This is a genomic window from Kitasatospora sp. NPDC049258 (assembly GCF_040678895.1).
Lineage (GTDB): Bacteria > Actinomycetota > Actinomycetes > Streptomycetales > Streptomycetaceae > Kitasatospora.
In genome coordinates, this window is the sequence record NZ_JBFAQT010000006.1 from 219,311 (window position 1) to 241,645 (window position 22,335).

A 22,335-nucleotide genomic window follows, 5' to 3' on the forward strand; every position below is an offset into this window, starting at 1 on the left:
AAATCGCTACCGGACGGCCGGAGCGCCGTGATACATAACCGCCGTGCAATACATCTTGGAGTTCCCCGAGGTCCTGCGGCTGATCGAAGACCGCTCGGCCGCTTTCCGCGCCGCGATCGCGTCCGCCCCCGACCTTGACGTCCAGGTCCCGACCTGCCCGGACTGGACGCTGCGCGAACTGGCGCAGCACCTCGGCGACGGCCGCCGCCGCCAGGCGGCCATCGTCGCGGCGGGCCCGGGCGCTGAGCCCCCGGCGAAGACGGACCCGAAGGGCGCCCCGACCGCGCCCCGCGACCGCGAAGCCCTGGACGCCTGGCTCGCCGAGTCGACCGAGCTCATGCTCGACGCGATGCGCGAGGCCGGCCCGGACCGCGGCTGCTGGACCTGGTGGGGCCGCTCGCAGGCCCCGGAGACCAGCGGAGCCGTGGCCCGGCACCAGATCCAGGAGATCGCCGTCCACACCTACGACGCCCAGCTCACCCAGGGCGCCGCACAGCCGCTGCCGACGGACGTCGCGGTCGAGGGCGTCGACGAGTTCCTGACGACCGTCTCGGCGACGACCGTCCCCTGGCCGTTCAAGCCGGCGACCATCGACCTGCACACGACCGAGGGCCGCTCCTGGCGCCTGACCCTCGACGCCGACGGTGTCCGCTGCGACGGTCTCGCCGCCGACGCGGAGCCGGGCGACATGGCGATGCGAGGCGCAGCGAGCGAACTGGTCCTCTACTTCTACGAGCGCGTCCCGCTCGACGGCCTGGAGATCACCGGCCACTCCGAGCCGATGGAGCAGCTCGCAGACTGGGACCCGAACGCGTAGAACGCGCACTTGTGACGCCCGTCCTGACGCCCGGCCACCGGCCGGCCTCGCACGACACCCGACACCGTCACCGCCGCAGCACTCGTCAGCTGGCTCCGCTCATGATCGCCAGGACAGCTCCTAGCGGAGCGGGCGCTCGGTGAAGACCACCCTGGCCCGGCAGAGCGGGACCGGCCGGCCGCTGGTCTCGTCGACCAGCCAGCCCTGGTACGCCCAGACCACCCGGTACTCCTCGGCCCCGGCCGGCCGGGGTGGCTGGGCGAGGCAGTTCTCCTCCGCCAGCAGCTGGGCGTCCCGCACCCGGCGGAAGTCGCCGCCGGGTTCGGGCACTCCCACCTTCAGCAGGCAGCCGGGCGTCCCGGCGAGCGCGGTCTGGGTGGCCAGGCTCCCGGCGAGCAGCTCGGCCCAGCGGCCGTCCGCCGGCGGTGCGAGCACCAGCAGGCGGCCGGGGCCGTCCTCGGCGACCGGCACCAGCTCGCGCAGGTGACGGTCGAGCAGGTTGAGGGCCACCAGGCGGTCGGCCGTCGAGGACGCGCCGACCACCTGGTCGAGCGCGAGGAGCAGGTCGCTGCGGTAGGCGGCGAGGTCCGCCGCGCTCTCGAACCGGGACAGCGCGCCGTCCCCACCGCCCCGGCCGATGTCGATCCTGCCCAGCCTCTCCCCCGCCGCGGCGAGCGCCAGCAGCCCGCTGACCGCCGCGAGCAGCTGCGGGTACGCCCCGGCCAGCAGCTCGGCCGCCGCCGGATCCGGGACGGCCTCGCGGGCGATCCGCTCGTACCGCTCGGCGGGGCTCGGCGGCGGGGCGGGTACGGGATCCACTGCCTCCCCCGTCCCGCCGCCCGTCCCGCCGCCGGTCGCCTCGCCGACTGCCTCGCCGGTCGCCCCGCCCGTAGCGAGGGCGGCCCGCGCCTCCCGGGCGCCGGCGTCCACGGCGCCGACCAGGGCGAGTGCGGCCGCCAGGTCGGCGAGCCGTTCCTCCCCCAGGAGGCCGGACGGCCCGGAGCCGAGGTCGAACAGGGTGCTGCGCAGGACGTTCCAGGCGGCGGCCGGGGCGGGCCCGGCGGCCGGGTCCGCGAGCAACCGGGCCAGGGCCTGCTGCTGGTGCTCTGTCATCAGTGGTCTCCTGTGAACGGGTCACAGTCGTCGTTCCAGTCGGAGATGCCCGGGTCCATCGCGGTGCGGAAGACATGACCGGGCATCGCCTCCATCTCGGCGAGCGAGCGGGCCTCCAGGTGGGCGGGGTGGCCGCGGTGCAGCCGGAGCCGCCCCCGGCCGTCCAGCAGCGCCCAGACCGGGACCGGCCCGAGCGGGGTCTGCGGGGTGGGCCCGAGCGTCGGCGACCGCAGCCGGCCGAGTCCGACCGGACCGTCGGGGGCGTCGGCCCAGAGCTCGTACACCTCGGGCACCACGTGGTCGGGCCCGGCGGTGGGCAGCGGGACGGGCGAGACCGCGCCGGGGGTCTCCACCTCCCCGGGGGTCGGGAAGGCGGGGCGCGCCGCCAGGGCCGGGCCGTCGGTGACGAAGTCGTACTCCAGCACGGCCCGTGCCTCACCGGACGGGAAGACCTCGGCCGGCGTACCCGCCTCCTCGGCCGGGCGCGCGGACAGCCTGGGGATCCGCACCAGCCTGCCGTCCTCGAAGCAGCCGGCCAGTTCCGGGACGGCGGAGAGCTCGATCGGGCGGCTCTCCAGGTCGCCGCCGGCGTACGGGGCGTGCACCGGGTCGCCCGCGTGGAACGGCTGGAGCCTGGGCCGCACCCCCTGCCGGTCGCCCCGGCAGAGCAGCAGGGTCGGGATCAGCTCCTGGTCGAGCTCGATCCGGAACCAGACGTCCTCGGGCAGCACCGCGCCGGCCTCGGGCCGGCTGTGCGCCAGGTAGCGGTAGCGGCCCCACTCCATCGAGCGGTCGCGGCCCATGATGCGGTGCAGGTCGATCGAGGGGATCAGACGGCGCCAGGCGGTCCGGACGAACCAGCGGCCGGTGGGGTCGCAGAGGTCGATCGGCCGGCCCGCCCGCAGCCAGGGCATCGGCAGGCCGCGGTTGGTGGCCAGGCCGAAGCCGCTGGGGAGGGTGAGCAGCAGGTTCTCGATCCGCATGTCGAGGCGGTCCACCCCGAGGTGGCGCTGGCGGTCGTTCTCCGTCCGGTAGTCGAGGGTGCCGCGGGCCCAGCAGGCGCCCAGCACGGCGGCCTGCTTGGCGTACCGGCCGGCCCCGATCAGCCGGGCCGGGTCCCAGGCCAGCGGGCGCCGGCCGTCGGCGCGCCCGGAGAACTCCCGGACCAGCCGCCGGCCGACGATCCGGCGCACCTGGGGCATCTCGGTGGTGCGTCCGGAGAGCGCGACGATGTCCACCCGGTCCTCGTAGGCACCGCCGAGGCACTGGCGGGCCAGGTCGGCGGCCATCCGGACGGCCTCCTCGACCACCGGGCGGACGATCGCCTCGAAGCCGGCCACCGGCAGCCGGACCGGCTCCGGCAGCGCCTCGACGTCCTTACGGAAGGGGCAGTCGGCGGGCAGGTCGGCGGCGAGCGGCTTGGTGACCGAGCCGTCCTGCTCGGCCGCGAAATAGTCCTTCTTGGTGTACTCGGCGTGGTTCCACAGCGCGTCGAACGCACGGGAGCGGGGCAGTACGGGCCTCGGCCCGGGCGCGGCCGGGTCGTGCGCCGGGTCGCGGGCCGGGTCGCGGGCCGGGCGGGTGCTGTGGGTGGGCAGCAGGGTCCGCAGCAGGGCCCGGACGTGCGGCGGCACGGGCTCCGGCCGGTGCGAGGCGAGCACCTGGGGTGCCAGGTCGGTCCAGTCGGAGGCGGCGGCCTCGGCGATCGCGGTGCTGAAGCCCTTGGTGCTGCCGCCGCCGGCCTGCCGCTTGCGGGCGGCCGCCACCAGCGCGTCGGCGAGGGCGGCCTTCATCCAGTAGAAGACCCGCAGGGTGACCAGGTCGCCGCCGAGCTGCGGGTGGCCGGTGCTGCCGAGCACCCGGGGGCGCAGCAGGTAGCGGCGCCCGGCCAGCCGGATGCCGTCCTGCTCCTCCGGTCCGTCCGTCGGGTCGGCGCCCGCTCCCGCCGAGGTCGGGCGGTCGGTGTGGTCCTCCAGGTCGACCGCGAGCAGCGCGATGTCGGTGGTGCCGCCGCCGATGTCGGTCACCGCGATGATCTGCCGCCAGGTCGGCGGTTCGGCGCCGGGCAGCGGCTCGGCGCGGGAGCGGAACTCGGCGAGGCCCGCCTCCAGGTCGCCGCCGAAGCCCTTCAGCAGGAAGTACAGGGCCGCCGCGGTGGCCTCGTCGAACTTGATGTCCACGTCGCCCGGGGCGCGCAGCCCCAGCGCGTCCTGGACCAGCCGCTGCAGCCTGGTGCGGGCGGCCGGCGGGGTGCTGACCGGGTAGGTGACCACCACCTGCTCGACCGGCAGGCCGACCAGCACGGCCTCCTCGGGGGTGGCCGTGCCGCGCCGGACGGCCTCCGCCAGCGCCCGCTCCGCGCGGCGCGAGAGGTCGTGGTAGGCCTGCGCGAGAAGCAGGTCGGTGTCCGGCCGCCAGCCGTCGGGCCGGCCCGGCACCTCCAGCGCGGGGAACGGCTGGGGCCGCAGCAGCCAGCGCTTGAGCCCGGGGACGATCAGGTGGTGGTCGCCCGGGGCGGCGCCGACGCGGTCGGTCAGCACCGAGGCGCGGATGTCCCGCAGGTCGGCGGCGAGCACGCTGCGGATCTCCGGCCGGTCCCAGCTCTGGCTGATCCGCAGCAGGATCATCCGCAGGCTGCGCAGGGCGTCCTGCTGGAAGGCGGTGTCGTGGACGCGGTGCACCGCCGGCGCGAGGTCGCGGTAGACCTCCGGCGCGAGGTCGTGGCGGCGCTCGGTCAGCTCCTCGACGGCGAGGGTGACGGCGTGCCGCAGCGCCGCCTCCTGGTACGGCTCCGCCGGGGCGGCGGCCGCCAGGCCCGGGACGGCCGGGTCGCCGCCGGTCCGCCGGGGGTCGAGCAGGTCGGCCAGGGCGGCGGGGCCGGCGGGGCGGTCGGGCAGCCGGTCCTCGGGGAGCATCGCGGTGAGCAGTTCCCAGGTCCGCGCGACGATCCCGGGGGCCAGGGTCTCGAACGCGGGATCGGTCAGCAGGGCGGCGAACTCGGCCAGCAGGGTGGTCTCCTGGGCCGGGTCGATCGGGTGGCCGGTCAGCTGCTCGTTGCTGAACAGGGCGAGGGTGGAGGAGTGCGAGCCGAGGTCGATGGTGAGCGGGTGGAGTACGGCGGCCCCGGAGGTCCGGGCGGCGCGCAGCGGCTCGCGGGCCGCCCGGCCGGCGGGGCCGGGCCTACCGGCGGGGCCGGGTGTACCGGCGGGGCTGGGCGTACCGGCGGGGCTGGGCGTACCGGCGGTGGTGGTGGTCTGGTCGGTCAACGCAGTTCCTCGTCTTCCGTGCCGGGGGCGGGCCATGACGGGTCGTCGAGCAGGGTGTGCAGGTCGGCGGCCGGGTCCGGGTCGGCGGTGGGGTCGGCCGGGCCGGCTGCGTGGAGCATCCGCTCCAGCTCGACCCCGGTCGGCAGGCCCGTCTCGATGGCCTTGAGGCCGCGCAGCAGGTCGGCGGTGAGCGCGGCGAGCAGGGCGTGCAGCCGCCGGCAGGCGTCGTGGTGCAGTCCGCGCACCAGGTCGCGGCGCAGCCGGAGCAGCCGCTCCAGGTCGGTGCGGACCAGGTCCTCGGCGGCCTGCTCGGCCAGTCGGGGGGCGAGTGCGGGGTGCCAGGGCAGTGCCTGCGCCTCGGCCAGCGGGTAGTGGGTCGGCTCGGCGGAGGCGGGCCGCCGGGCGGCGACCTTGTCGAGCCGGGCGGCGGCCAGGCCGGGGTCGACCAGCTGGGCGAGCATCCGTACCCGGTGGGTGACCAGTGCGGGCGGGTCGAGCACCGCCAGGCGGGCGGCCAGCAGCGGCCGCCAGGCGGTGAACAGTTCGGCGGCGCGGGCCAGTGGTGCGCCGGGGGCGTGCGAGGCGAGCCCCCACTCCTTCAGGGCCGCGGTGAGCAGGGTACGGGTGATCCCGTCCAGCTCCGTGACCGCGGCGAGGTACTGGTCGTGGAAGTCCTGGGTGGTCAGTGCGGGCCGGCGGGCCGGGCCGGCGGCCGGGGTGGGGCTCCGCCAGTCGCCCCAGTCGTCGTCCGGGTCGGGGTCGCGGAGCCGCGGGTCGTACGGGTCGGCGGCGTACGGGTCGGGAGCGTACGGGTCGGGGGCGTCCCGGTCCGGTCCGGGGCGGCGGTCCGCGGGGCCCGTCGGGTCCTCGATCCTGATCCGGCCGGTGGAGGCGTGCCGGAGGGTGTCGAGCCAGATCTCCCAGCCGTGCACCGCGCGGGCGGCGGCGTCCAGCAGGGTCTGCGCCAGGGTGGGGCCGCCGGCCGCCGGCACCTGGGCGAGCAGCGGCAGGGTCTCCAGCCGGTGGCCGAGGTCGGTGGTGGCCGCCCGGAGCGCGGCGCGCAGGTCGGCGAGCGCCGCCCGCTCCGCGGAGGAGGCCGTGGGTGCCTTGGCGCGCGGTGCGGTGCCGAGTGCCACCTCGCCGAGCGCGGCGTGCAGGGCCCGGGCGGCGGCCCGGAGTTCGGCCCGCCAGATCTTCAGGCCGGCGCCGCGCATGTGGCGGGCGATCAGGACGCGCAGACCGGCGATGCCGCCGTCGGCGCCGTAGGCGTCGAGCGCGGCGGTCACCGGGTGCCGCGGGTCGGCGACCGCCAGGTGCTGCCGGACCCGGTGCCAGCCGGCCCGGCTCTCGGCGGCGCGGCGCTGGTCGACGGCGCTGGTCTCACCCCACGGGGCCTGCCCGCGGACGGCGGTGGCGGCCAGCGCCGAGGTCAGCGCGACCCGGTCGTGGCGCCCGCGGGTGAGCAGCCCGGCGGTGCGGTGCAGGGCCGCGAAGGTCTCGTGGACCGGCGAGGCGGCGTAGTCGGCGACCGTGTCGGGGACGGGGTCGGGCACCGGCACCAGGTCGAAGCGGTTGGCGGCGACCAGCACCGAGTCGGCCAGGCCGCTGCGCAGGAAGCGGCCCTGCTCCAGCATGCTGTGGAAGGCCGAGACATGGTCGTTGACGGCCCGCTCGGCCTGGAGCACGATCAGTACGGCGCTGGCGCGCGGCAGTTCGCGCTCGACCAGGAAGCGGTCGCGCAGCGAGCCGGAGTCCAGGCCGGGGAAGTCGAGCAGCTCGACGGTGAGCCCGCCGAAGTCCCAGACGTCGACGGGGAGCCGGACGTCGATCGCGATCTGCCGGATCAGCGGGAAGGTGGCCCGCAGGGCGGCCGCGTCGAGTCCGGTGTCCGGGGTGACCGGGAGCACCGGGCGGGCCGGCGGCACCTGGGCGGGCAGCGCGCGGCTGTCGCCGATCTCGATGGCGGCCTGGAGCAGCTCGGCGCTGATGGCGACCGGCGGCCCGAGGTGGGTGCGCGGCAGCAGCTCCGCACCCACCGCGAGGGCGTCGCGCAGCTGGAGCAGCTCGTAACCCCACTGGCGCAGTTCGATGTTGTCGGAGTGCCAGATCCGGCGGCAGAACTCCTCCACCCGGGACCAGTCCGAGCGGGCCGGCTCGGCGAGGTTCACCGGCTGGTGGCCGACCAGGCCGGTGACGTCGTAGCCGAGTCCGCGTCTGCGGACGGTGCCCACGATGCCGTCCAGCACGTACCGGGCCAGGTCGGCGACGGCCTCGGCGGAGAGGTAGGAGACGGAGGCGGTGCCGAGCGCCGGCTCGGTGCCGGCCGGGGCCGGGTGCAGCCGCAGTGCGGTGAGGTTGCCGGTGGTCTGCACCCGGGAGACGGCGAGCAGGCCGGGCAGCTCGGTGAGCAGGCAGATCAGCAGGGTCTTGCCGGCCGCGTAGCCGCCCGCCAGGGCGAGCGAGGGGTTGCGCTGGGCGGCGGCGTGCAGCAGCCGGGCGGCGGTACGGGCCCGGTCGGCGGCCCGGCCCTGCTGGGGGCCGCCGGGCGGGAGCGTGGTGAGCACGGTCAGGGCGCGCTCGGCCAGCCTGCGGAGCTCGTCCCGTTCCTGGTGGTACTGGTCCATGTCTCCCCTCCGGGGTGGTGCTGCGGTCGGGTGGGTACGTGCGGCGGGGCGGGGCGGGGCGGGGCGGGGTGCGGGTCAGGGGCGGAGTGGGCGGGTCAGGGGCCGGGGCGGCGCAGGTGGTCGGTCCTGGTGTCGTGGAAGCGCCGGTCGCGTTCCCGGGCCAGGTCGGCCGCCAGGCGGGTGCGGCGCAGCTTCTGGTCGACCGCCAGGTCCAGCGAGTGCACGGTGGCGGCGTACTCGATCCGGTCGGCATAGCGGATCAACTCGGCCTGCTCGCGGATCCGCTGGTGGTGCAGGGTGTTGCCGCTGAGCAGCTTGAGGGTGAGCGGCAACAGGTCGACCAGCAGCAGCAGGCCGCGGACCAGCCAGGGCAGCCACACCACGACCGGGTCGTCCCGGTTCTCCTGGCGGAAGGTGCGCAGGGCGCGCTCCTGGGCCAGCCAGCCGGCCTTGGCGTACGCGACCTCGTGGGCGGCCCGGAGCGGTTCGCTGTCGGCCAGCGCCTGGTACTCCGGGGAGCCCGGGGTGCGCAGGGCGGTGACGGCGGCCTGGTCGGTGGCGTTCTGCTGCCGCAGCGCGGCGTTGTCGCGCTCGCGCCGCTCGCTCGCGGCCTGGTAGGCGGCCTCGGCGGCGCGGACCTTCTCCTTCTCGGTCGCGGCCAGCGGTCCGAAGCCGGGGCGGTCCGCGTTGCCGGTCTCCCGGTAGTAGTGGTCGTTGGCCTCGTCCAGGGCCTTCTTGGCGGCCTCGACCTGCGCGTCGTTGCCGGCGATCTGCTGGTTGCGGCGGTCGATGCCCTGCTGCAGCGCCGCGACCCGGAGGTCGGCCTGGGCGGTGACGGCGTCCTGGTAGCCGGTGCGGGAGTCCCGGGCGATCACCTGGCGGATCTCCGGTTGGAAGACCACCAGGCAGACCGATTCGCTGATCAGCACGGCGACGATCAGGGCCAGGCCGATCCGCAGCGGGTAGGCGATCCAGCGGTGCAGGCGCAGCCGCCCGCGCCGGACGGCGAGCGGCGCCCCACCGGCGGCGCCCTCGGCGGCCCGGTCGGCGAGGGTCTCGGCCGGCCGCAGGTCGCCGTAGTCCGGTTCGGCCAGGATCGCCCGGTCGATGCCGTACACCAGCGCGCCCCAGAACAGCGCGAGGGGCAGGAACCAGAGCCGGGGCGAGCCGATCACCAGGGCCATCAGCACGGCGGCCGAGCCGGCGGCCAGCACCGCGACCGCGACCATCAGGCCGCCCACCCCGGCCGCCCGGGTGCGCTCGCCCGGGGTGAGCAGGTGGGCGGGGTCGGCGCCGGCGGTCCAGCGCAGGAAGCGGGTGGCGCGGCTCGCCGGTGCGGCTTCGGGCTCGGCTCCGCGGACCTCGCCCCATGGGATCGGCTCCGGTGACATGGCGGCCTCCTCTCCACGGCCTCGATGCGGCCAAGTGTGCGAAGGGAGTGGCTGGTTGCGTCAGTCCCCGATTCGGGGACGGTGGCCGGCGAGCGGGGAGGCGGCCGCCCGGGCGGCGGCCCGGGCGGCCAGCTCGGCCAGCGCGGGGCCGGGCGGCCCGGCGTCCTGCCCGGGGGCGCAGACCAGCCGGGCGACCACCAGGCCGAGCAGCAGCACCCGGTCGGCCGCGGCCGCGGGGGCCCGGAGTTCGGTCCTCAGCCGGCCGGCGGCGAGGGCCGCGTGGCGGGGGCGGGCGAAGAGCCAGCGCAGGTCGTCGATCCGGTGCAGCGCGGCGTCGCCGGGGGCGGCCCAGACCGCGGCGCCGCTGGTCACCACCCCGGTCAGGGGCGGGGCGAGTTCGGGCGGCCGGCGGCCCTGCGGCGGGCAGATCAGGTGCAGCGGGCCGGGCAGGTCGGTGCGGTCCAGGAACAGCGCGAGGAACTCCTCGGGCTCCGGTCGCGGGTGCCCGGACAGCCGGCTCCACCACTCCACCGCCGCCACCTCCCGGGCTCTCGGACGACGGCCGATCCTCCCGCGCCACCCCCCGCCCGGCCAGTCACCGTTTCGGGGATGTCCCCCGAGCCCCGGCCTGCGCCCCGACCCCCGCGAAGCCCGCCGGACGCCGGCCGGACGGGACCTAGGCGGGGCCGCGGCCGTCGAGTTCCTCGGCCCAGCGGCGGGCTGCCTCGCGGGGGGTGATGGTCGGCCGGACGGTGGTGCGGGTCTCCACGTACTTGCGGCGGATGCTCTCCAGGTGGGTCTTCAGGGTCGACTCGCCGATGTACAGCCGGGCGGCGGCCGCGCGGGCCGGCAGGCCCTGGCGGCCGACCAGCTCGATGATCTCGTACTCCCTGGCGGAGGGCAGCAGCACCCGGCGCCGGCGCCCCTCCGCCTCCAGGACCCGGGCCAGCAGGCGGTCCGCGCCGCCCGCCGGCAGGCCGGCCCGCTGCTCGAACTCGGCCGGTGCGTCGCCCTGGGCCAGCGCCCGCAGCAGGTCGAGCTCGGGCCGGCCGATCTCGTGGTGCGCCAGCGGGCGCAGCGCGACGTCCCGCAGCAGCGCGCCGGCCAGCGCCGGGTCGATCCAGTGGCCGCCCCCGGCCACCTCGGCGACCGCCCGGCAGAACACCGCCGGGTCCTCCGACTTGGGGACGAAGCCGCGGGCCCCGGCCGCCAGCGCGTCCAGCTGGGCGTCGGCCCTGGCCAGGTGGGAGAAGGCGATGACCTGGCAGCCGAGGCCGACCACGTACTCGACGGCGGCCCGGCCCGAGCGGTGGCCGGGCGGGAACTCCAGGTCGCAGAGCACCACGTCCGGCCGCAGGGTGCCGAGCTCCTCGGTACTGCCGACCGCGCTCAGCTCGCGGAACCCCGCGGTGGACAGCGAGGAGAGCAGTCCGGCCCGGAAGGTCGGGTGGTCGTCGACCACACCCAGTCTGATGTCCGCCGGGGTCCGCATGGTCACTCCTCCGCTCCGCCGCCCGTCGGGCGGTCCCACTCCCACAGGACTTTGGTGCCCCGGCCGGGCCGGGAGTCGACGGTGACCCGGCCGCCGTGGTGCTCGATCCGGCGCAGGCTTCGGCCGAGCCCGCCGCCGGGGCTGATCCCGCTCCGGTCGAAGCCGCGGCCGCGGTCCTGCACGCTGACCACCACGCCCTGCGGCCCGGACTCGGCGAACAGCACCACCGTCTGGCCCTCGGCCCCGGCGTGCGCGACCACGTTGTTGAGCGCCTCGGCGACCGATCCCTCCAGGGCGTTGACCACCTCGGGCGGCGGCTCGGCGAGGGCGATCAGGGTCTCGGTGACGATCAGGCCGCGCAGGGTGAACTGTTCGACCACCCCGCGCAGCGCGGCCTCCAGCCCGTGCGCGTCCGCCTCCCTCGGGTCCTCCAGCCAGCGCCGGGCGCGCGCCACCGTCCAGCGCGCCCAGCGCACCTCGCTCTCCTCGATCGGGCGGCCGGAGGCCACGTGGTTGACCACCGGCAGCATGATGTCGTGGATGGCGCTGTGCAGTTCGTCGCGGTGGCGGGCCTCGCGCTGCTGCCGGCGCTGCTCGGCGATGGTGCGGCGGCGCTCCTCGCTCTCGGTCTGGGCCCGCCGGGTGGCGTCGGCCAGGTCGCGCCAGGTGACCGCGATCCGGCGGCCGAGCACGTACCAGAGCGCGAAGCCGAGCAGGTCGGAGGCGAGTTTGAGCTGGACGTCCGGGTAGACCGCGGCCGTCCAGGCGGCCATCATCGCGGCGACGGCGGCCAGGCCCAGCGGGCGGCCGACCCGGGAGATGCCGACCACGGCGGCCGAGCCCAGGCTGAACGGGACCAGCTCCGTCATGATCACGTTGCGCAGGTCCGGCGCGGCGGCCCGGGAGCCCAGCGCCATCAGGGCCACGCAGAACCCGGCGTCCAGCAGCACGGTGCCGCGGTCCAGCGGGCCGGCCGCGAGGGCGGCCCGGCGGTCGAACCAGAGCGCCTCGCCGATCGCCGCGCCGGCCGCCGCCACCGCGATCCACGGGTGCTCCAGCCGGCCCCAGGCGAGTAGCGGCAGCAGCATGAAGGCCGAGGTGCCGATCCGGATCAGCCGCATCATCCGCTTGATGCGGTCCTCGGTGCCGTCCGCGACGGTACCGGTCTCACCGGCGCGCGAGGGCAGCACCCAGGACGCCGTCCATCTGCCGTGCAACCCGCCCCCAGCGTCCCGCAGCTTGATCGGGCGACCAGCATGGCACAGAACCTTCACGAACAGGCCGGCATGGAAGAACAACTTTCAATGATTCCACGGGAGTTGACGATGTACATACCGCCACCCCGGGCCCACCGGGTCGGCGGCACCACCCGTCGGACCCCGGGGCGGCGCGCGCCAATGCGGGGCGATATGTCCGGTACGCCCTAGCGTGGGCCCCATGGCTGGAGCTGTGGAACTGGACGTGGACGGCCGGGCGGTGCGGCTGTCGAACCCGGACAAGGTGTACTTCCCGGAGCGGGGCTACACCAAGCTGGACATCGCGAACTACTACCTCGCGGTCGCGCCCGGGGTGCTGCGCGGCCTGCGCGACCGGCCGACCACGCTGCAGCGGTTCCCGGACGGCGTGGAGGGCGAGTTCTTCTACCAGAAGCGCGCCCCGAAGGGCCTCCCGGAGTGGCTGCCGACCGCCCGGATCGCCTTCCCCAGCGGCCGCACCGCGGACGAGATCTGCCCCAACGAGCCGGCCGCCGTGCTCTGGGCGGCCAACCTCGGCTGCCTGACCTTCCACCCCTGGCCGGTCCGCCGCGGCGACACCGAGCACCCGGACGAGCTGCGCATCGACCTCGACCCGCAGCCCGGCACCGACTTCCACGACGCCGTCGCCGCCGCCAAGGAACTGCGCCCGCTGCTGGAGGAGTACGGGCTGCGCGGCTGGCCGAAGACCTCCGGCGGCCGCGGCCTGCACGTGTACGTGCCGCTCCAGCCGCGCTGGACCTTCACCGACTGCCGGCACGCCGTGATCGCCCTCGGCCGGGAGCTGGAGCAGCGGATGCCGGGCAAGGTCACCACCAAGTGGTGGAAGGAGGAGCGCGGCGAGCGGATCTTCGTCGACTACAACCAGATGGCCCGGGACCGCACCATCGCCTCGCCCTACTCGCTGCGCCCCCGCCCGGAGGCCACCGCCTCCACCCCGCTGCGCTGGGAGGAACTGGAGGAGGTCGTCCCCACCGACTTCGACCTGCGCACCGTGCCCGAGCGCTTCGCCGAACTCGGCGACGTGCACGCCGACATCGAGCAGCACGCCTTCGCCCTCGACCAGGTGCTGGAGCTCTACCACCGGCAGGACCAGGGCGACCTGCCCTACCCGCCGGACCACCCGAAGATGCCGGGCGAGCCGGCCCGGGTCCAGCCGAGCCGGGCGCGCAAGCCCGGGTCGTAGCATGGGCGCATGCTGACGAGGAACCGGGGCACCGCACGGATGCCGGTGCGGCGCGATGCCTGAGACCGAGGCGCGACTGGTCCGGCGGTTCGGGCCCGGGGTCCTCGGCTGGTACCGGGAGCTTCCCGGGCTGGTCGCGGAGCTGACCGGGCGCTGGGGGCTGCGGGTGCTCGACGCCGGTGGCGGCGGGACGGCGCGGGTGTACCGGTGTGTCCGGGAGGCGGACGGCGCGCGCGTGCGCCTCAAGCTGACGCCCGATCCGCTGATCGCCCACCAGGAGGCGGCGGCCCTGCGGGCCTGGGCCGGGCTGCCGTCGGTGGTGCGGCTGCTGGCGGACGACCCGGCGGCCGGGGCCCTGCTGCTGGCCGAGGTCGAGCCCGGGACGGTACTGCGCGCGGTCGCCTGGCGCCCGGCCGGGATCGGCCCGCTGCTGGCCGGCCTGCGCTCCCCGGTCGAACCGCCGGCCGGCCTGCCCCGGCTGGCCGAGCGGACGGCGCTGCTGTTCGACCTGGCGCGGCGGCGGGACGTGGCGGTGCCCGAGCGGTGCGTCCGGGCCGCGGCGGAACTGGCCGAGGACGGCCCGGTGGCGCTGGTCCACGGCGACCTGCACCCGGGCAACGTCCTGCTCGGCACCGACGGCCCGGTCGCGATCGACCCCCGGCCCTGCCTCGGCGACCAGGACTTCGACCTGGTCGACTGGGCCCTCGACGGCATCACCGACCCGGCCGCCCTCACGGCCCGGATCGAGGAGCTGACGGACCTGGTCCCCGGCGCCCGCCCCGACCGGGTCCTCGCCTGGTGCCGGGCCCTGTCCCCCCTCCTGCTCGCCCCCGGCCGCGACGACCCCCTGGCCCGCCACCTCACGGCGAACACCCGGCCACGGGCCCAGCACCCGCCCCGGGCCGAGGGAGCCGATCCGTGGACGTGAGCGCCGGCAGCGCGGATCTGGAGCTGGTGGAGGCGGCCGAGGCCGTGGTCGCCCGGTACGCCGCCGGGGACCGGCACACGGTGGCCGCCGCGGCGCGGGCCGAGGACGGGCGGATCGTCACCGGGATGAACGTGTACCACTTCACCGGCGGCCCGTGCGCCGAGCTGACCGTGATCGGCGCGGCGGCCGCCCAGGGCGCCTACCGGCTGACCGACATCGTCGCGGTCGCCGACCGGGGCCGGGGCGTCATCCCGCCGTGCGGGCGCTGCCGGCAGGTGCTGGCCGACTGCTTCCCCGGGATCCGGGTCATCGTCGGCACCCCCGGCGGCCCCCGCCCGGTCGGCATCGCCGAGCTGCTCCCGACCCCGTACGCCTGGACGGCCCAGGGCGGCTGAGCCGCCGCGGCGGGCCGCGCCGGTCAGGGGTTGCGGATCTCGTCCAGGCGGGTGCGCATCAGTGCGGTGGTACGGGTGAACCAGTCGGCCAGGACGGCGATCTCGTCCGGCGAGTAGTCGGCGAACTGCTCGCCCAGGCGCAGGTAGAAGGGCTCGTAGAGCTCGTACACCCGGACGCTGGCGGAGGCGTCCGGGACGATCCGCACCCGCCGCCGGTCGGTCGGGTCCGGCTGCCGGTGGGCGAAGCCGGCCCGCTCCAGCCGGTTGATCACCCCGGTGACGGCGCCGGTGGTGAGTCCGGCGCGGGTGGCCAGGTCGCCGGCGGTGATCGGCTGGTCGCCGGCGCCGATGATGTGGCCCAGGCAGGTCAGGTCGGTGATGTTCAGCCCCAGTCGCTGGGCCATGTCCTGCTGCCCGATGTGGCTCAGCGCGATCATCTGGTCCATCGCCGCGTGCGCCTGCGCGGCCGTCGCCGCCGGGCGGGGCTTGCCCTCCATCAAAATTCCCCTTAGCCTCTAAGATACTTAGCTCGTGAGATAAACGGTCTCTCCAGCCTACTTTGCCGACCCCTCGATCCCGGAGGAAGCCATGAGCGCCATGCACGGACACCACGACATGGGCCACACCGTCGCCGGGTGGACCGGCAGCGCGATCGCGATCACCGGGTTCACGGTGGCCGGGGTGGCGATGTGCGCCGGGCGCCCGGCCGGCATCTGGGCCGGCGGCGCGCTGGTCCTGCTGAGCGGCCTCACCACCTGGGCACTGCACCTGGCCGGCTGGGGAAAGCCCGGCGGCCCCCGGCCGGAGCCGCAGTGGGACTGGCGGGTCCGGGACACCATGGCGCAGCACGCCGACTGCCTCGGCTGCCGGATCGCCGGCCGCGGCCGGCAGCCCGCCCCGGCACCCGCGCCCGCCCCCGCCCGGCCCGCGACCGCCGAAGGCAGCCGAGCGACCTACAGCTGAAACTGTCCAGTCCGGGCTGGAGGTTCCGGCGTGGGTCGCATGAGCGCGCTGCTGCCGCTCCTGATGGTCCGGCACCGTCCTCGACCGCACGACCGCCGCACCGGGCGCGGCGAGGTCACCGGCGTCGAGGGGTGGGCACCCGCCCCCGGGATCGCCTGCTGAGCGCTCGCCGCGCCGTTCACACCGGCCGGCGCGCGAAGGGCCCGCCGGACGGCCGGCCGAGGTGCCGCCCGGACGGGTCGGCGGTCAGCAGGACCTGAAGACGTAGCCGGACCGTCCGGCCGGGCGCACGTCGCGGTCGCGCAGGACCACCGAGAGCTTGCCGCCGAAGGACTTGCAGGTCTTGGCGTAGTCGGCGGCGTTGTACTCGATCACGAACACCCGGCCCTCGTACGCGGAGTCGAAGCCGCCGCACTCGTCGTAGTGCCCGCACTCCTCGGAGACCGCGAAGTCGAAGCCGATGGTCCGGCGCTGGCCGATCAGGTCGGTGGTGTTCTTCTGGCCGATCGCCAGCCCGTCGGCGTGCGCCCGGGCCGCGAGCAGCTGGGCGAACGCCGCGTTGTGGGACTTGTCGAGGCGGCCGCCGGAGCGCTCGTAGGAGTCGAGGTTGTCCGGCTCGACGGCCTGGTAGCCCTTGGCGGCGCACTCGTCGATCCAGGCCCCCACCACGCCCGCCAGCTCGGTGCGCTTGGCCGGGGTGGAGACGTCGAGCAGGGCCTCGCCCCAGTCCTCGTCCATCACCGGGCGGCCCTGCGCGTCGCGCAGCAGCAGCGCCGGGTGGTTGCCCTGCCACCAGTCGGTGGCGTCGGGCTGGGCCTGGAAGGCGTTCAGGTAGCAGACGTTGTACAACCCCTGGGCCGGTGGTGCGGTGTGGTCGCGGGAGACCGCGCCGATCCCGGCCGGCGGCTGGTAGGGGCCACCGATCTGGTAGTCGAAGCCGGTGTTGGGCGTGGGCAGCACCACCGCGCGGGCGCCGGGCGGGGCCACGGACGCGGTCGGCGCCGGGGTCGGCGTCGGGATGCCGGGGGCGGCAGCCGTCGGGGAGACCTTCGGGGACGCGCCGGAGGTGGCGGTGCCGGTGGTCGGCGCCGGGCTCGGACGGTGCCCGGCGTGGGTGGCGCCGTGCGAGGGCTTGGGCGCGGGGCGGCCCGGGCGCAGGCCGGCCGAGGCGTCGGACAGCGCGAAACCGGCGCCGCAGGCGGCGACCACGCCTACGGCGAGCCCGGCCAGGACGGCCTTGCGGCGGAGAACGGGGGAAGCATGTCGGCGCACGTGCACTCCTGGGAAGTCGGCGGGTCGGCTGTCACCGGCCCGGCGGCCATCCTGCTCGGCCGGTCATGAGGAATCCGTGAGGACGCCGGCGGGCGGGCCGGCCGCCCGGGAGCGGCCGCGCCACCCGCGCGCCGGGGGCCGCTCCAGCCGCAGCGTGAACACCGCCCCGCCGCCCTCCCGCGCCCCCGCGGCGACCTCGCCGCCGTGCGCGTCGGCGACCCACCGCACCAGGGACAGCCCGATGCCGGTGCCACCGCCCGGCGAGTGGAAACGGGTGAACACCGCCGCCCGCTGGGCCGGTTCGAGCCCGGGCCCGCGGTCCGCCACCGTCACCACCGGACCGGCCACCCGGACCTCGACCTGCGCGTACCCGGCCCCCGGCGTCACCCCGTGGCGCACCGCGTTGTCCAGCAGGTTGCGCACCGCCAGCCGGACCAGGACCGGATCCACCTCGGCGACCACCGGGGCGAGCCGCGACCGCAGCCGGTACGGACCGGCGGGCAGCTCCTCGCAGACCGCCTCGACCAGCTGGTCCAGCCGGACCGGCTCGCGCCGGGGCTCGTCCACCCCGGCCTGCAGGCGGCCGCGCGCCAGCAGGTTCTCGGTCACCTCCGCCATCCGGTCCGCGGCGCGGCGCAGCCGCGGCAGGTGCCCGGGCAGGTCCGCCGGCGCGGCCGCCACCAGGTCCATGGCCCCGCGCAGCACGGCGACCGGTGTGCGCAGCTCGTGCGCCGCGTCCGCCAGCAGCTGTTCCTGCTGCTCCAGCGCCTGCCAGGCGGGCCGGACGCTGCGGCCGCTCAGCGCGTGGCCGGCCGCGGCGCCGAGCGCGGTGAACACCGCGCAGCCGGCGGCCAGGGTGACGGCCAGCCGGTGCCGCTCGGCGGAGCCGCGTTCCGGGTCGCCGGCCACCACGACCGCGCCGGCCAGGCGATCGGTGCCGTCCTCGTAGAACGGGGTGGCCAGCAGGTAGAGCGCCCGGCCGTGCTCGTCGACGCCCGCCGCGGTGGTGGTGCCGTCCTCGGCGAGGGCCGCGTCGGCGACGGCGGCGACCCGGGCGGGCGGAACGGCGAACCGGGCCTGCCGGCTGCTGAACACCGGCCGGTACCGGTCGGCGCTGCCGAACTGCCGGAGCACCACGGTCACCTGGGGGTTCCCCGTGGTGGCCTCGTCGTCCTGGAGGCCGTCCAGCTGGATCCGCCCGTCCTGGTAGTAGATCAGCGAGGCGGTGACGGCGGCCCGGCGGCGCATCTCGTCGTACTCGACCGCCCGCCCGGAGCGGGCGTCGGTGCGGAGCACCAGGAACGACAGGGCGGCCAGGCCGATCACGATGATGGCGGTGTAGGCGGCGGTCAGCCGCCACCGGAGCCGGGTGAGGCTGCGCCGCGCCGGGGAGGACGGGCGGCTCATCGCGACCGGTCCAGCTGCTCGGCCAGCCGGAAGCCCTGGCCGCGGACGGTGTGCACCAGCGGCGGGCCGCCGAGCTTGCGCCTGAGCCCGGCGATGACCGCCTCGACCACGTTGGAGCTGGGCTCGGCCAGCTCGTCCCAGCAGTGGCGGAACAGCTCGCCCTTGCCGACCACCTCGTCGGCGTGCTCCAACAGGTGCCGCAGCACCGCCAGTTCCTTCGGGGTGAGCGAGAGCAGCACCCCGGCCCGGCGGACCTCCCGGCGGGCGAGGTCGACCTCCAGGTCGGCGCAGCGCAGGAAGACCGGGGTGCGGCGGCGGGCCCGGCGGGCCAGGCTGCGGACCCGCATCACCAGCTCGGGCAGCGCGAACGGCTTGACCAGGTAGTCGTCGGCGCCGTGCTCGAAGCCGGTCAGCCGGTCGTCCAGGGTGTGCAGGGCCGTCAGGCACAGCACCGGGGCCGACCAGCCGCGCCGGCGCAGGTCCTGGAGGTCGGGCAGGCTGTCGCCGTGCGGGAGCAGCCGGTCCAGCACCACGCAGGCGTAGTCGTTGCGGGCCAGCAGTTCCTCGGCGGTGGGCCAGTCAGCGGCCTGGTCGACGAAGAACCCGGCGTCCCGCAGCCCGGCACCGGTGATCGCCCGGAGGTCCGGCTCGTCCTCCACCAGCAGCACGCGCATCCTGGCACCTTCCGGTCGTGGCTGCGCCCGGGGCGGCGGGCGGCGCGGTCCGGGCGGATGGAAGGTGTCATCGTAGGACCTGCCGGTGTGCGCCGCCGCGAGAGCCCCGGCCGGCGCACCCGCCCGAGCCCGACCGGGCACGGGGCGGGAGGCGGGCCGCTCAGGGCGCGGTCGCGGCGATCACCGAGACGGCCTGGTCGATCTGGGCGTCCGTCAGGTCGCCGCGGGCCGTGAGCCGGAGCCGGGAGACGCCGTCCGGCACCGACGGCGGGCGGAAGCAGCCGACCGCGAGGCCGGCCGTCCGGCAGTCGGCGGCCCACCGCACGGCGGCCTCGGGACCGGGCGCGCGGACCGAGACCACCGCCGCGTCCGGGGTGCTCGCCTCCAGGCCGGCCGCGGTGAGGCCGGCGGCGAGCAGGCGGGCGACCTCACGGGCGCGGTCGGCGCGGTGCGGCTCCGCCCGCAGCAGGCGCAGCGCACCGAGGGCGGCGCCGGCGGCGGCCGGGGCGAGCCCGGTGTCGAAGATGAAGGTCCGGGCGGTCTCGGTGAGGTGCCTGACGACCCGTCGCGGGCCGAGCACCGCGCCGCCCTGGGAGCCGAGCGACTTGGAGAGCGTCACGGTGGCGACCGCGTCCGGCTCCCCCGCCAGGCCCGCCGCGGCGAGCGCGCCGCGTCCGCCGCGGCCGAGCACCCCGAGGCCGTGCGCGTCGTCCACCAGCAGCGCGGCGCCGTGCGCGCGGGCGGCGGCGGCCAGGCCGGGCAGCGGGGCGGCGTTGCCGTCGACCGAGAAGACCGAGTCGCTGACCACCAGGGCGCGGGGGTGGTGGCGGGCGGCGAGCGCCTCCCGGACGGCCTCGGGGTCGCTGTGCGGGACGCGCCGGACCTCGCTGCGGGAGAGCCGGCAACCGTCGATCAGCGAGGCGTGGTTGTAGGCGTCGGAGACGATCAGGGTGTCCGGGTCGGTGAGCGCGGTGAGGGCGGCCAGGTTGGCCGCGTACCCGGAGGAGAACACCAGCGCGGCCTCGAAGCCGCAGAACTCGGCGAGCTCCTCCTCCAGTTCGGTGTGCAGCGCGGTGGTGCCGGTGACCAGCCGGGAGCCGGTGGCGCCGGCGCCCCAGCGCAGCGCGGCCTCTGCGGCGGCGCCGGTGACGGCCGGGTGGTGCACCAGGCCCAGGTAGTCGTTGCTCGCCAGGTCCAGCACCGGGTCCTCGGCCGGACGGCTGCGCAGGGTCCGGGTGAGCCCCGCGCGGGCGCGCAGCTCGGCGGCCTCGTCGAGCCAGTCGAAGACGGCGGCGGGGGCGAGGGCGGGCGACGGCACGGTGGGGTGGACCATGGTCGCACTCTGTCATCCGCGGCCCGGGCCGGGCAATGTGCGCCGGGGCACACCGCGCGGCGGGGCGGCGGCATAGACTCCCACGATCACCCGAGGGGAGGCGCAGTTGGAGGACGGCCGCCCGACCGCGCCACCCGCACCGGCCCAGCCACCCGCACCGACACCGCCGGACGCACCGGACGCGCTGACCGTGCGGGACGTGCTGGACCTGGAGCCGATGGCCGCCTCGGGGCCCGAGGTCGCCGCCGGCCGGGGTCGGCTGGACCGCCCGGTGCGCTGGCTGCACGTGGCGGAGGCGACCGACGTCGGCGTGATGCTCTCCGGCGGGGAGATGGTACTGACCACGGGCGTGCTGCTGGCGGGCGACGAACGCCGCCAGGTGGAGTACGTGGAGGCGATGCAGCGCGCCGAGGCGGCGGCGGTGGTGCTCGGTCTCGGCCGGGCGTTCCGGACCACGCCGGAGCCGATGCGGCGGGCGGCGGAGCGCTGCCGGGTGCCGCTGATCGTGCTGCACCGCCCGGCGCCCTTCGCCCGGCTGACCGAGGAGGTGCACGCCCGGCTGCTGCACGGCAGGTACGCCGCGCTGGACCTCTCCGACCGGATGGGCGCCGCGCTGACGGCGCTCAACCTCGCGGGTGTCCCGCTGCAACGGCTGCTGGACGAGATCTCCGCGTACGGCGGCGGCCCGGCGGTGGTGGTCAACCTGGCGCACCGGGTGCTGGCCTCGGCCGGCGGGCGCATTGCGCTCGGTGGCCTGCTGCGCGACTGGGAACTGGTCTCCCGACAGGTGGCCGCGCTGCTGGGCAACGGGCCGGTGACGCTCGGCCCGGACGGCTGGATCGTCGCCCGGCTGGAGGCCCGGGGCCGGCAGTGGGGGCACCTGGTGCTGTTCGGCCACCCCGGCACCGCCGAGACCGCGCGGGTGATCGGGGCCCGGGCCGCCGAGGCGCTGGCCCTGCACCGGTTGCTGGGCGAGGGCGGCCGGGGCTGGGAGGAGCAGGCCACCGAGGCGCTGCTCACCGAACTGGCCGCCGGGACCGCCCGGCCGCAGGAGCTGCTCCCCCGGATCCGGGCGGCGGGGCTGCCGACCGGGCGCCGCATCTTCGTACCGCTGGTGTTCCGGGCCCGGGGCGAGGTGCCGGAGCTGCGGGAGCTGGTCGAGCGGAGCCTCGCCGAGGAGGGGCCGGACGGGGCGGCCGGGCTGGCGGCCCGGATCCGGCCGGAGGCCGTCGCCGTCCTGCTGAGCCTGCCGCCGGACCGGGACCAGGAGCGCGAGGTGCGGCGGCTGGCGGTCCGGGTGCACGAGCGGCTGGCCGCACGCGGCGCGGCGGCGGTGGCCGGCGCGGGCTTCGGCTGCACGGTGCTGGACGAGCTGCACCGCTCGTTCGTGGAGGCGGTGCACGTCACGGACGCCGCGCTGGCCGGGCCGCCCGCGGGGGCGGTCGCGCGGCTGCGGGACGTCCGGCTGCGCGGTCTGGTGCGGCTGCTGCGCGACGACCCGCAGCTGCAGTCGTTCATCGAGCGCGAGCTCGGGCCGCTGCTCGACCGCCCCGAACTGCTGGAGCTGCTGCGCGGCTACCTGAGCACCGGGCGCAACAAGTCCCTGACCGCCCAGGAGCAGCACATCAGCCGACCGGCGCTGTACCGGCGGCTGCAGTGCATCGAGGCGCTGCTCGGGATCGACCTCGACGACCTGGAGCAGCTGACCTCGCTCTACGTCGCCCTGCTGGCGCACGACGCCCAGCAGGCCCCCTGACCGGGCCACCGCGGGGCGCGGGGCGCAGTCTCCGGGCACCTCCTAGGCGAGCCACCGCGCGCTGTGCCGGTGGCGCCCGGGCTCGATCGCGAAGTCCGACACCAGCCCGGTGCGCAGCAGGCCCAGCCGGCGTCGTACCGCCTGACGGGCGCGGCGCTCCTCGACCCGGGCGAGCGCGGCCACCGAGCTGCCCCGGGGATCGCTGCGGGCGAAGTGGTACACGGCCACGGACCGCCGCACCGCCTGCGGCACCGGGCGTCGTCCCTCCAGCGCGGCGGCGCGCAGGCGCTCGGAGCTGTAGCGGAGCTCGCGCACCAGGACGGCCCGCCACGGGCGCCACGGACGCGAGGCCCCGGGCGGCCCGCAGCGGGCGGCGTGGCAGCGCAGGTGGTGGGCGGTTCCGGTCATGGCCCCACTCCTACCGCAGGGCTCCCTCGGGCCGCCAGCGGCTTTCCCCGCGGGTGG

The 22,335-nt window shown here is 76.7% G+C and carries 20 protein-coding genes; 7 read left to right on the forward strand and 13 right to left on the reverse strand.

Annotated features, from left to right (window positions below; translation table 11 throughout):
• Nucleotides 1-43 precede the first annotated feature (43 nt).
• Nucleotides 44-817: a maleylpyruvate isomerase family mycothiol-dependent enzyme gene (locus AB0K43_RS08305; protein WP_363637101.1), complete on the forward strand. Its 774-nt coding sequence runs from the start codon at nucleotides 44-46 to the stop codon at nucleotides 815-817.
• Between the two features lie 120 nt (nucleotides 818-937).
• On the opposite strand, the gene AB0K43_RS08310 is transcribed toward AB0K43_RS08305, so the two are convergent.
• The 7 genes from AB0K43_RS08310 to AB0K43_RS08340 all read right to left on the reverse strand — a co-directional run bounded on the left by AB0K43_RS08310 (nucleotide 938) and on the right by AB0K43_RS08340 (nucleotide 11,893).
• On the reverse strand, nucleotides 938-1,930 hold the full coding sequence (locus AB0K43_RS08310) for a hypothetical protein (RefSeq protein WP_363637103.1): 993 nt from the start codon (nucleotides 1,928-1,930) through the stop codon (nucleotides 938-940).
• The gene (locus AB0K43_RS08315; RefSeq protein WP_363637105.1) at nucleotides 1,930-5,196 is read right to left on the reverse strand and encodes a hypothetical protein; all 3,267 of its coding nucleotides are present in this window, start codon (nucleotides 5,194-5,196) and stop codon (nucleotides 1,930-1,932) included. The genes AB0K43_RS08310 and AB0K43_RS08315 overlap by 1 nt, the downstream gene beginning before the upstream one ends.
• Entirely contained in the window at nucleotides 5,193-7,820 is a 2,628-nt protein-coding gene (locus AB0K43_RS08320) for a GTPase domain-containing protein (RefSeq protein WP_363637107.1), read from the reverse strand. The genes AB0K43_RS08315 and AB0K43_RS08320 overlap by 4 nt, the downstream gene beginning before the upstream one ends.
• A gap of 95 nt (nucleotides 7,821-7,915) precedes the next feature.
• Complete coding sequence (locus AB0K43_RS08325; protein ID WP_363637109.1) at nucleotides 7,916-9,211, reverse strand: DUF4407 domain-containing protein; 1,296 nt, start codon at nucleotides 9,209-9,211, stop codon at nucleotides 7,916-7,918.
• Between the two features lie 60 nt (nucleotides 9,212-9,271).
• On the reverse strand, nucleotides 9,272-9,742 hold the full coding sequence (locus tag AB0K43_RS08330; protein ID WP_363637111.1) for a hypothetical protein: 471 nt from the start codon (nucleotides 9,740-9,742) through the stop codon (nucleotides 9,272-9,274).
• 145 nt (nucleotides 9,743-9,887) lie between these two features.
• Entirely contained in the window at nucleotides 9,888-10,703 is an 816-nt protein-coding gene (locus AB0K43_RS08335) for a response regulator (protein WP_363637113.1), read from the reverse strand.
• Between the two features lie 2 nt (nucleotides 10,704-10,705).
• Nucleotides 10,706-11,893 (reverse strand): ATP-binding protein, encoded by a 1,188-nt coding sequence (locus AB0K43_RS08340; protein WP_363637115.1) that lies wholly within the window; start codon nucleotides 11,891-11,893, stop codon nucleotides 10,706-10,708.
• 247 nt (nucleotides 11,894-12,140) lie between these two features.
• Between AB0K43_RS08340 and ligD the strand changes: the two genes are divergently transcribed.
• The 3 genes from ligD to AB0K43_RS08355 are packed head-to-tail and all read left to right on the forward strand — an operon-like array spanning nucleotide 12,141 to nucleotide 14,465.
• The gene (gene ligD / locus AB0K43_RS08345) at nucleotides 12,141-13,142 is read left to right on the forward strand and encodes a non-homologous end-joining DNA ligase (protein ID WP_363637117.1); all 1,002 of its coding nucleotides are present in this window, start codon (nucleotides 12,141-12,143) and stop codon (nucleotides 13,140-13,142) included.
• 55 nt (nucleotides 13,143-13,197) lie between these two features.
• Nucleotides 13,198-14,070: an aminoglycoside phosphotransferase family protein gene (locus AB0K43_RS08350; protein ID WP_363637119.1), complete on the forward strand. Its 873-nt coding sequence runs from the start codon at nucleotides 13,198-13,200 to the stop codon at nucleotides 14,068-14,070.
• 17 nt (nucleotides 14,071-14,087) lie between these two features.
• Nucleotides 14,088-14,465 carry a cytidine deaminase gene (locus AB0K43_RS08355; RefSeq protein ID WP_363637160.1) on the forward strand — a complete coding sequence of 126 codons (378 nt, stop codon included), beginning with the start codon at nucleotides 14,088-14,090 and terminating at the stop codon, nucleotides 14,463-14,465.
• A gap of 23 nt (nucleotides 14,466-14,488) precedes the next feature.
• Here the strand turns inward: AB0K43_RS08355 and AB0K43_RS08360 are convergent, their stop codons facing one another.
• On the reverse strand, nucleotides 14,489-14,962 hold the full coding sequence (locus AB0K43_RS08360) for a MarR family transcriptional regulator (RefSeq protein WP_363637121.1): 474 nt from the start codon (nucleotides 14,960-14,962) through the stop codon (nucleotides 14,489-14,491).
• A gap of 91 nt (nucleotides 14,963-15,053) precedes the next feature.
• Here AB0K43_RS08360 and AB0K43_RS08365 point away from each other — a divergent pair, with 91 nt between their 5' ends.
• Together AB0K43_RS08365 and AB0K43_RS08370 are read left to right on the forward strand one after the other, a co-directional pair.
• Nucleotides 15,054-15,428 (forward strand): HGxxPAAW family protein, encoded by a 375-nt coding sequence (locus tag AB0K43_RS08365; RefSeq protein ID WP_363637123.1) that lies wholly within the window; start codon nucleotides 15,054-15,056, stop codon nucleotides 15,426-15,428.
• Nucleotides 15,429-15,458: 30 nt separating this feature from the next.
• Nucleotides 15,459-15,590 carry a hypothetical protein gene (locus tag AB0K43_RS08370; protein ID WP_363637125.1) on the forward strand — a complete coding sequence of 44 codons (132 nt, stop codon included), beginning with the start codon at nucleotides 15,459-15,461 and terminating at the stop codon, nucleotides 15,588-15,590.
• 84 nt (nucleotides 15,591-15,674) lie between these two features.
• Here AB0K43_RS08370 and AB0K43_RS08375 read toward each other — a convergent pair whose 3' ends face one another.
• The 4 genes from AB0K43_RS08375 to AB0K43_RS08390 all read right to left on the reverse strand — a co-directional run bounded on the left by AB0K43_RS08375 (nucleotide 15,675) and on the right by AB0K43_RS08390 (nucleotide 20,114).
• The gene (locus AB0K43_RS08375; RefSeq protein WP_363637127.1) at nucleotides 15,675-16,700 is read right to left on the reverse strand and encodes an endo alpha-1,4 polygalactosaminidase; all 1,026 of its coding nucleotides are present in this window, start codon (nucleotides 16,698-16,700) and stop codon (nucleotides 15,675-15,677) included.
• 63 nt (nucleotides 16,701-16,763) lie between these two features.
• Nucleotides 16,764-18,107 carry a HAMP domain-containing sensor histidine kinase gene (locus AB0K43_RS08380; protein ID WP_363637129.1) on the reverse strand — a complete coding sequence of 448 codons (1,344 nt, stop codon included), beginning with the start codon at nucleotides 18,105-18,107 and terminating at the stop codon, nucleotides 16,764-16,766.
• Nucleotides 18,104-18,781: a response regulator transcription factor gene (locus AB0K43_RS08385; RefSeq protein ID WP_363637131.1), complete on the reverse strand. Its 678-nt coding sequence runs from the start codon at nucleotides 18,779-18,781 to the stop codon at nucleotides 18,104-18,106. The genes AB0K43_RS08380 and AB0K43_RS08385 overlap by 4 nt, the downstream gene beginning before the upstream one ends.
• A gap of 160 nt (nucleotides 18,782-18,941) precedes the next feature.
• Nucleotides 18,942-20,114, reverse strand: a complete 1,173-nt coding sequence (locus AB0K43_RS08390; protein ID WP_363637133.1) for an 8-amino-7-oxononanoate synthase — start codon at nucleotides 20,112-20,114, stop codon at nucleotides 18,942-18,944.
• A 106-nt stretch (nucleotides 20,115-20,220) separates the two neighbouring features.
• Here AB0K43_RS08390 and AB0K43_RS08395 point away from each other — a divergent pair, with 106 nt between their 5' ends.
• A complete protein-coding gene (locus AB0K43_RS08395) occupies nucleotides 20,221-21,870 on the forward strand; it encodes a PucR family transcriptional regulator (protein WP_363637136.1) in 1,650 nt (549 codons plus the stop codon).
• Nucleotides 21,871-21,912: 42 nt separating this feature from the next.
• Here AB0K43_RS08395 and AB0K43_RS08400 read toward each other — a convergent pair whose 3' ends face one another.
• Entirely contained in the window at nucleotides 21,913-22,278 is a 366-nt protein-coding gene (locus tag AB0K43_RS08400; RefSeq protein WP_363637138.1) for a hypothetical protein, read from the reverse strand.
• Between the last annotated feature and the right edge of the window lie 57 nt (nucleotides 22,279-22,335).

Excerpts from the sequence above, each read along its gene's own strand:
- AB0K43_RS08310 (WP_363637103.1), bottom strand. The coding sequence starts at position 1,930 with ATGACAGAGCACCAGCAGCAGGCCCTGGCCCGGTTGCTCGCGGACCCG.
- AB0K43_RS08320 (WP_363637107.1), bottom strand. The coding sequence starts at position 7,820 with ATGGACCAGTACCACCAGGAACGGGACGAGCTCCGCAGGCTGGCCGAG.
- AB0K43_RS08325 (WP_363637109.1), bottom strand. The coding sequence starts at position 9,211 with ATGTCACCGGAGCCGATCCCATGGGGCGAGGTCCGCGGAGCCGAGCCC.
- AB0K43_RS08335 (WP_363637113.1), bottom strand. The coding sequence starts at position 10,703 with ATGCGGACCCCGGCGGACATCAGACTGGGTGTGGTCGACGACCACCCG.
- ligD (WP_363637117.1), top strand. The coding sequence starts at position 12,141 with ATGGCTGGAGCTGTGGAACTGGACGTGGACGGCCGGGCGGTGCGGCTG.
- AB0K43_RS08350 (WP_363637119.1), top strand. The coding sequence starts at position 13,198 with ATGCCTGAGACCGAGGCGCGACTGGTCCGGCGGTTCGGGCCCGGGGTC.
- AB0K43_RS08360 (WP_363637121.1), bottom strand. The coding sequence starts at position 14,962 with ATGGAGGGCAAGCCCCGCCCGGCGGCGACGGCCGCGCAGGCGCACGCG.
- AB0K43_RS08365 (WP_363637123.1), top strand. The coding sequence starts at position 15,054 with ATGAGCGCCATGCACGGACACCACGACATGGGCCACACCGTCGCCGGG.
- AB0K43_RS08380 (WP_363637129.1), bottom strand. The coding sequence starts at position 18,107 with ATGAGCCGCCCGTCCTCCCCGGCGCGGCGCAGCCTCACCCGGCTCCGG.
- AB0K43_RS08385 (WP_363637131.1), bottom strand. The coding sequence starts at position 18,781 with ATGCGCGTGCTGCTGGTGGAGGACGAGCCGGACCTCCGGGCGATCACC.
- AB0K43_RS08390 (WP_363637133.1), bottom strand. The coding sequence starts at position 20,114 with ATGGTCCACCCCACCGTGCCGTCGCCCGCCCTCGCCCCCGCCGCCGTC.
- AB0K43_RS08400 (WP_363637138.1), bottom strand. The coding sequence starts at position 22,278 with ATGACCGGAACCGCCCACCACCTGCGCTGCCACGCCGCCCGCTGCGGG.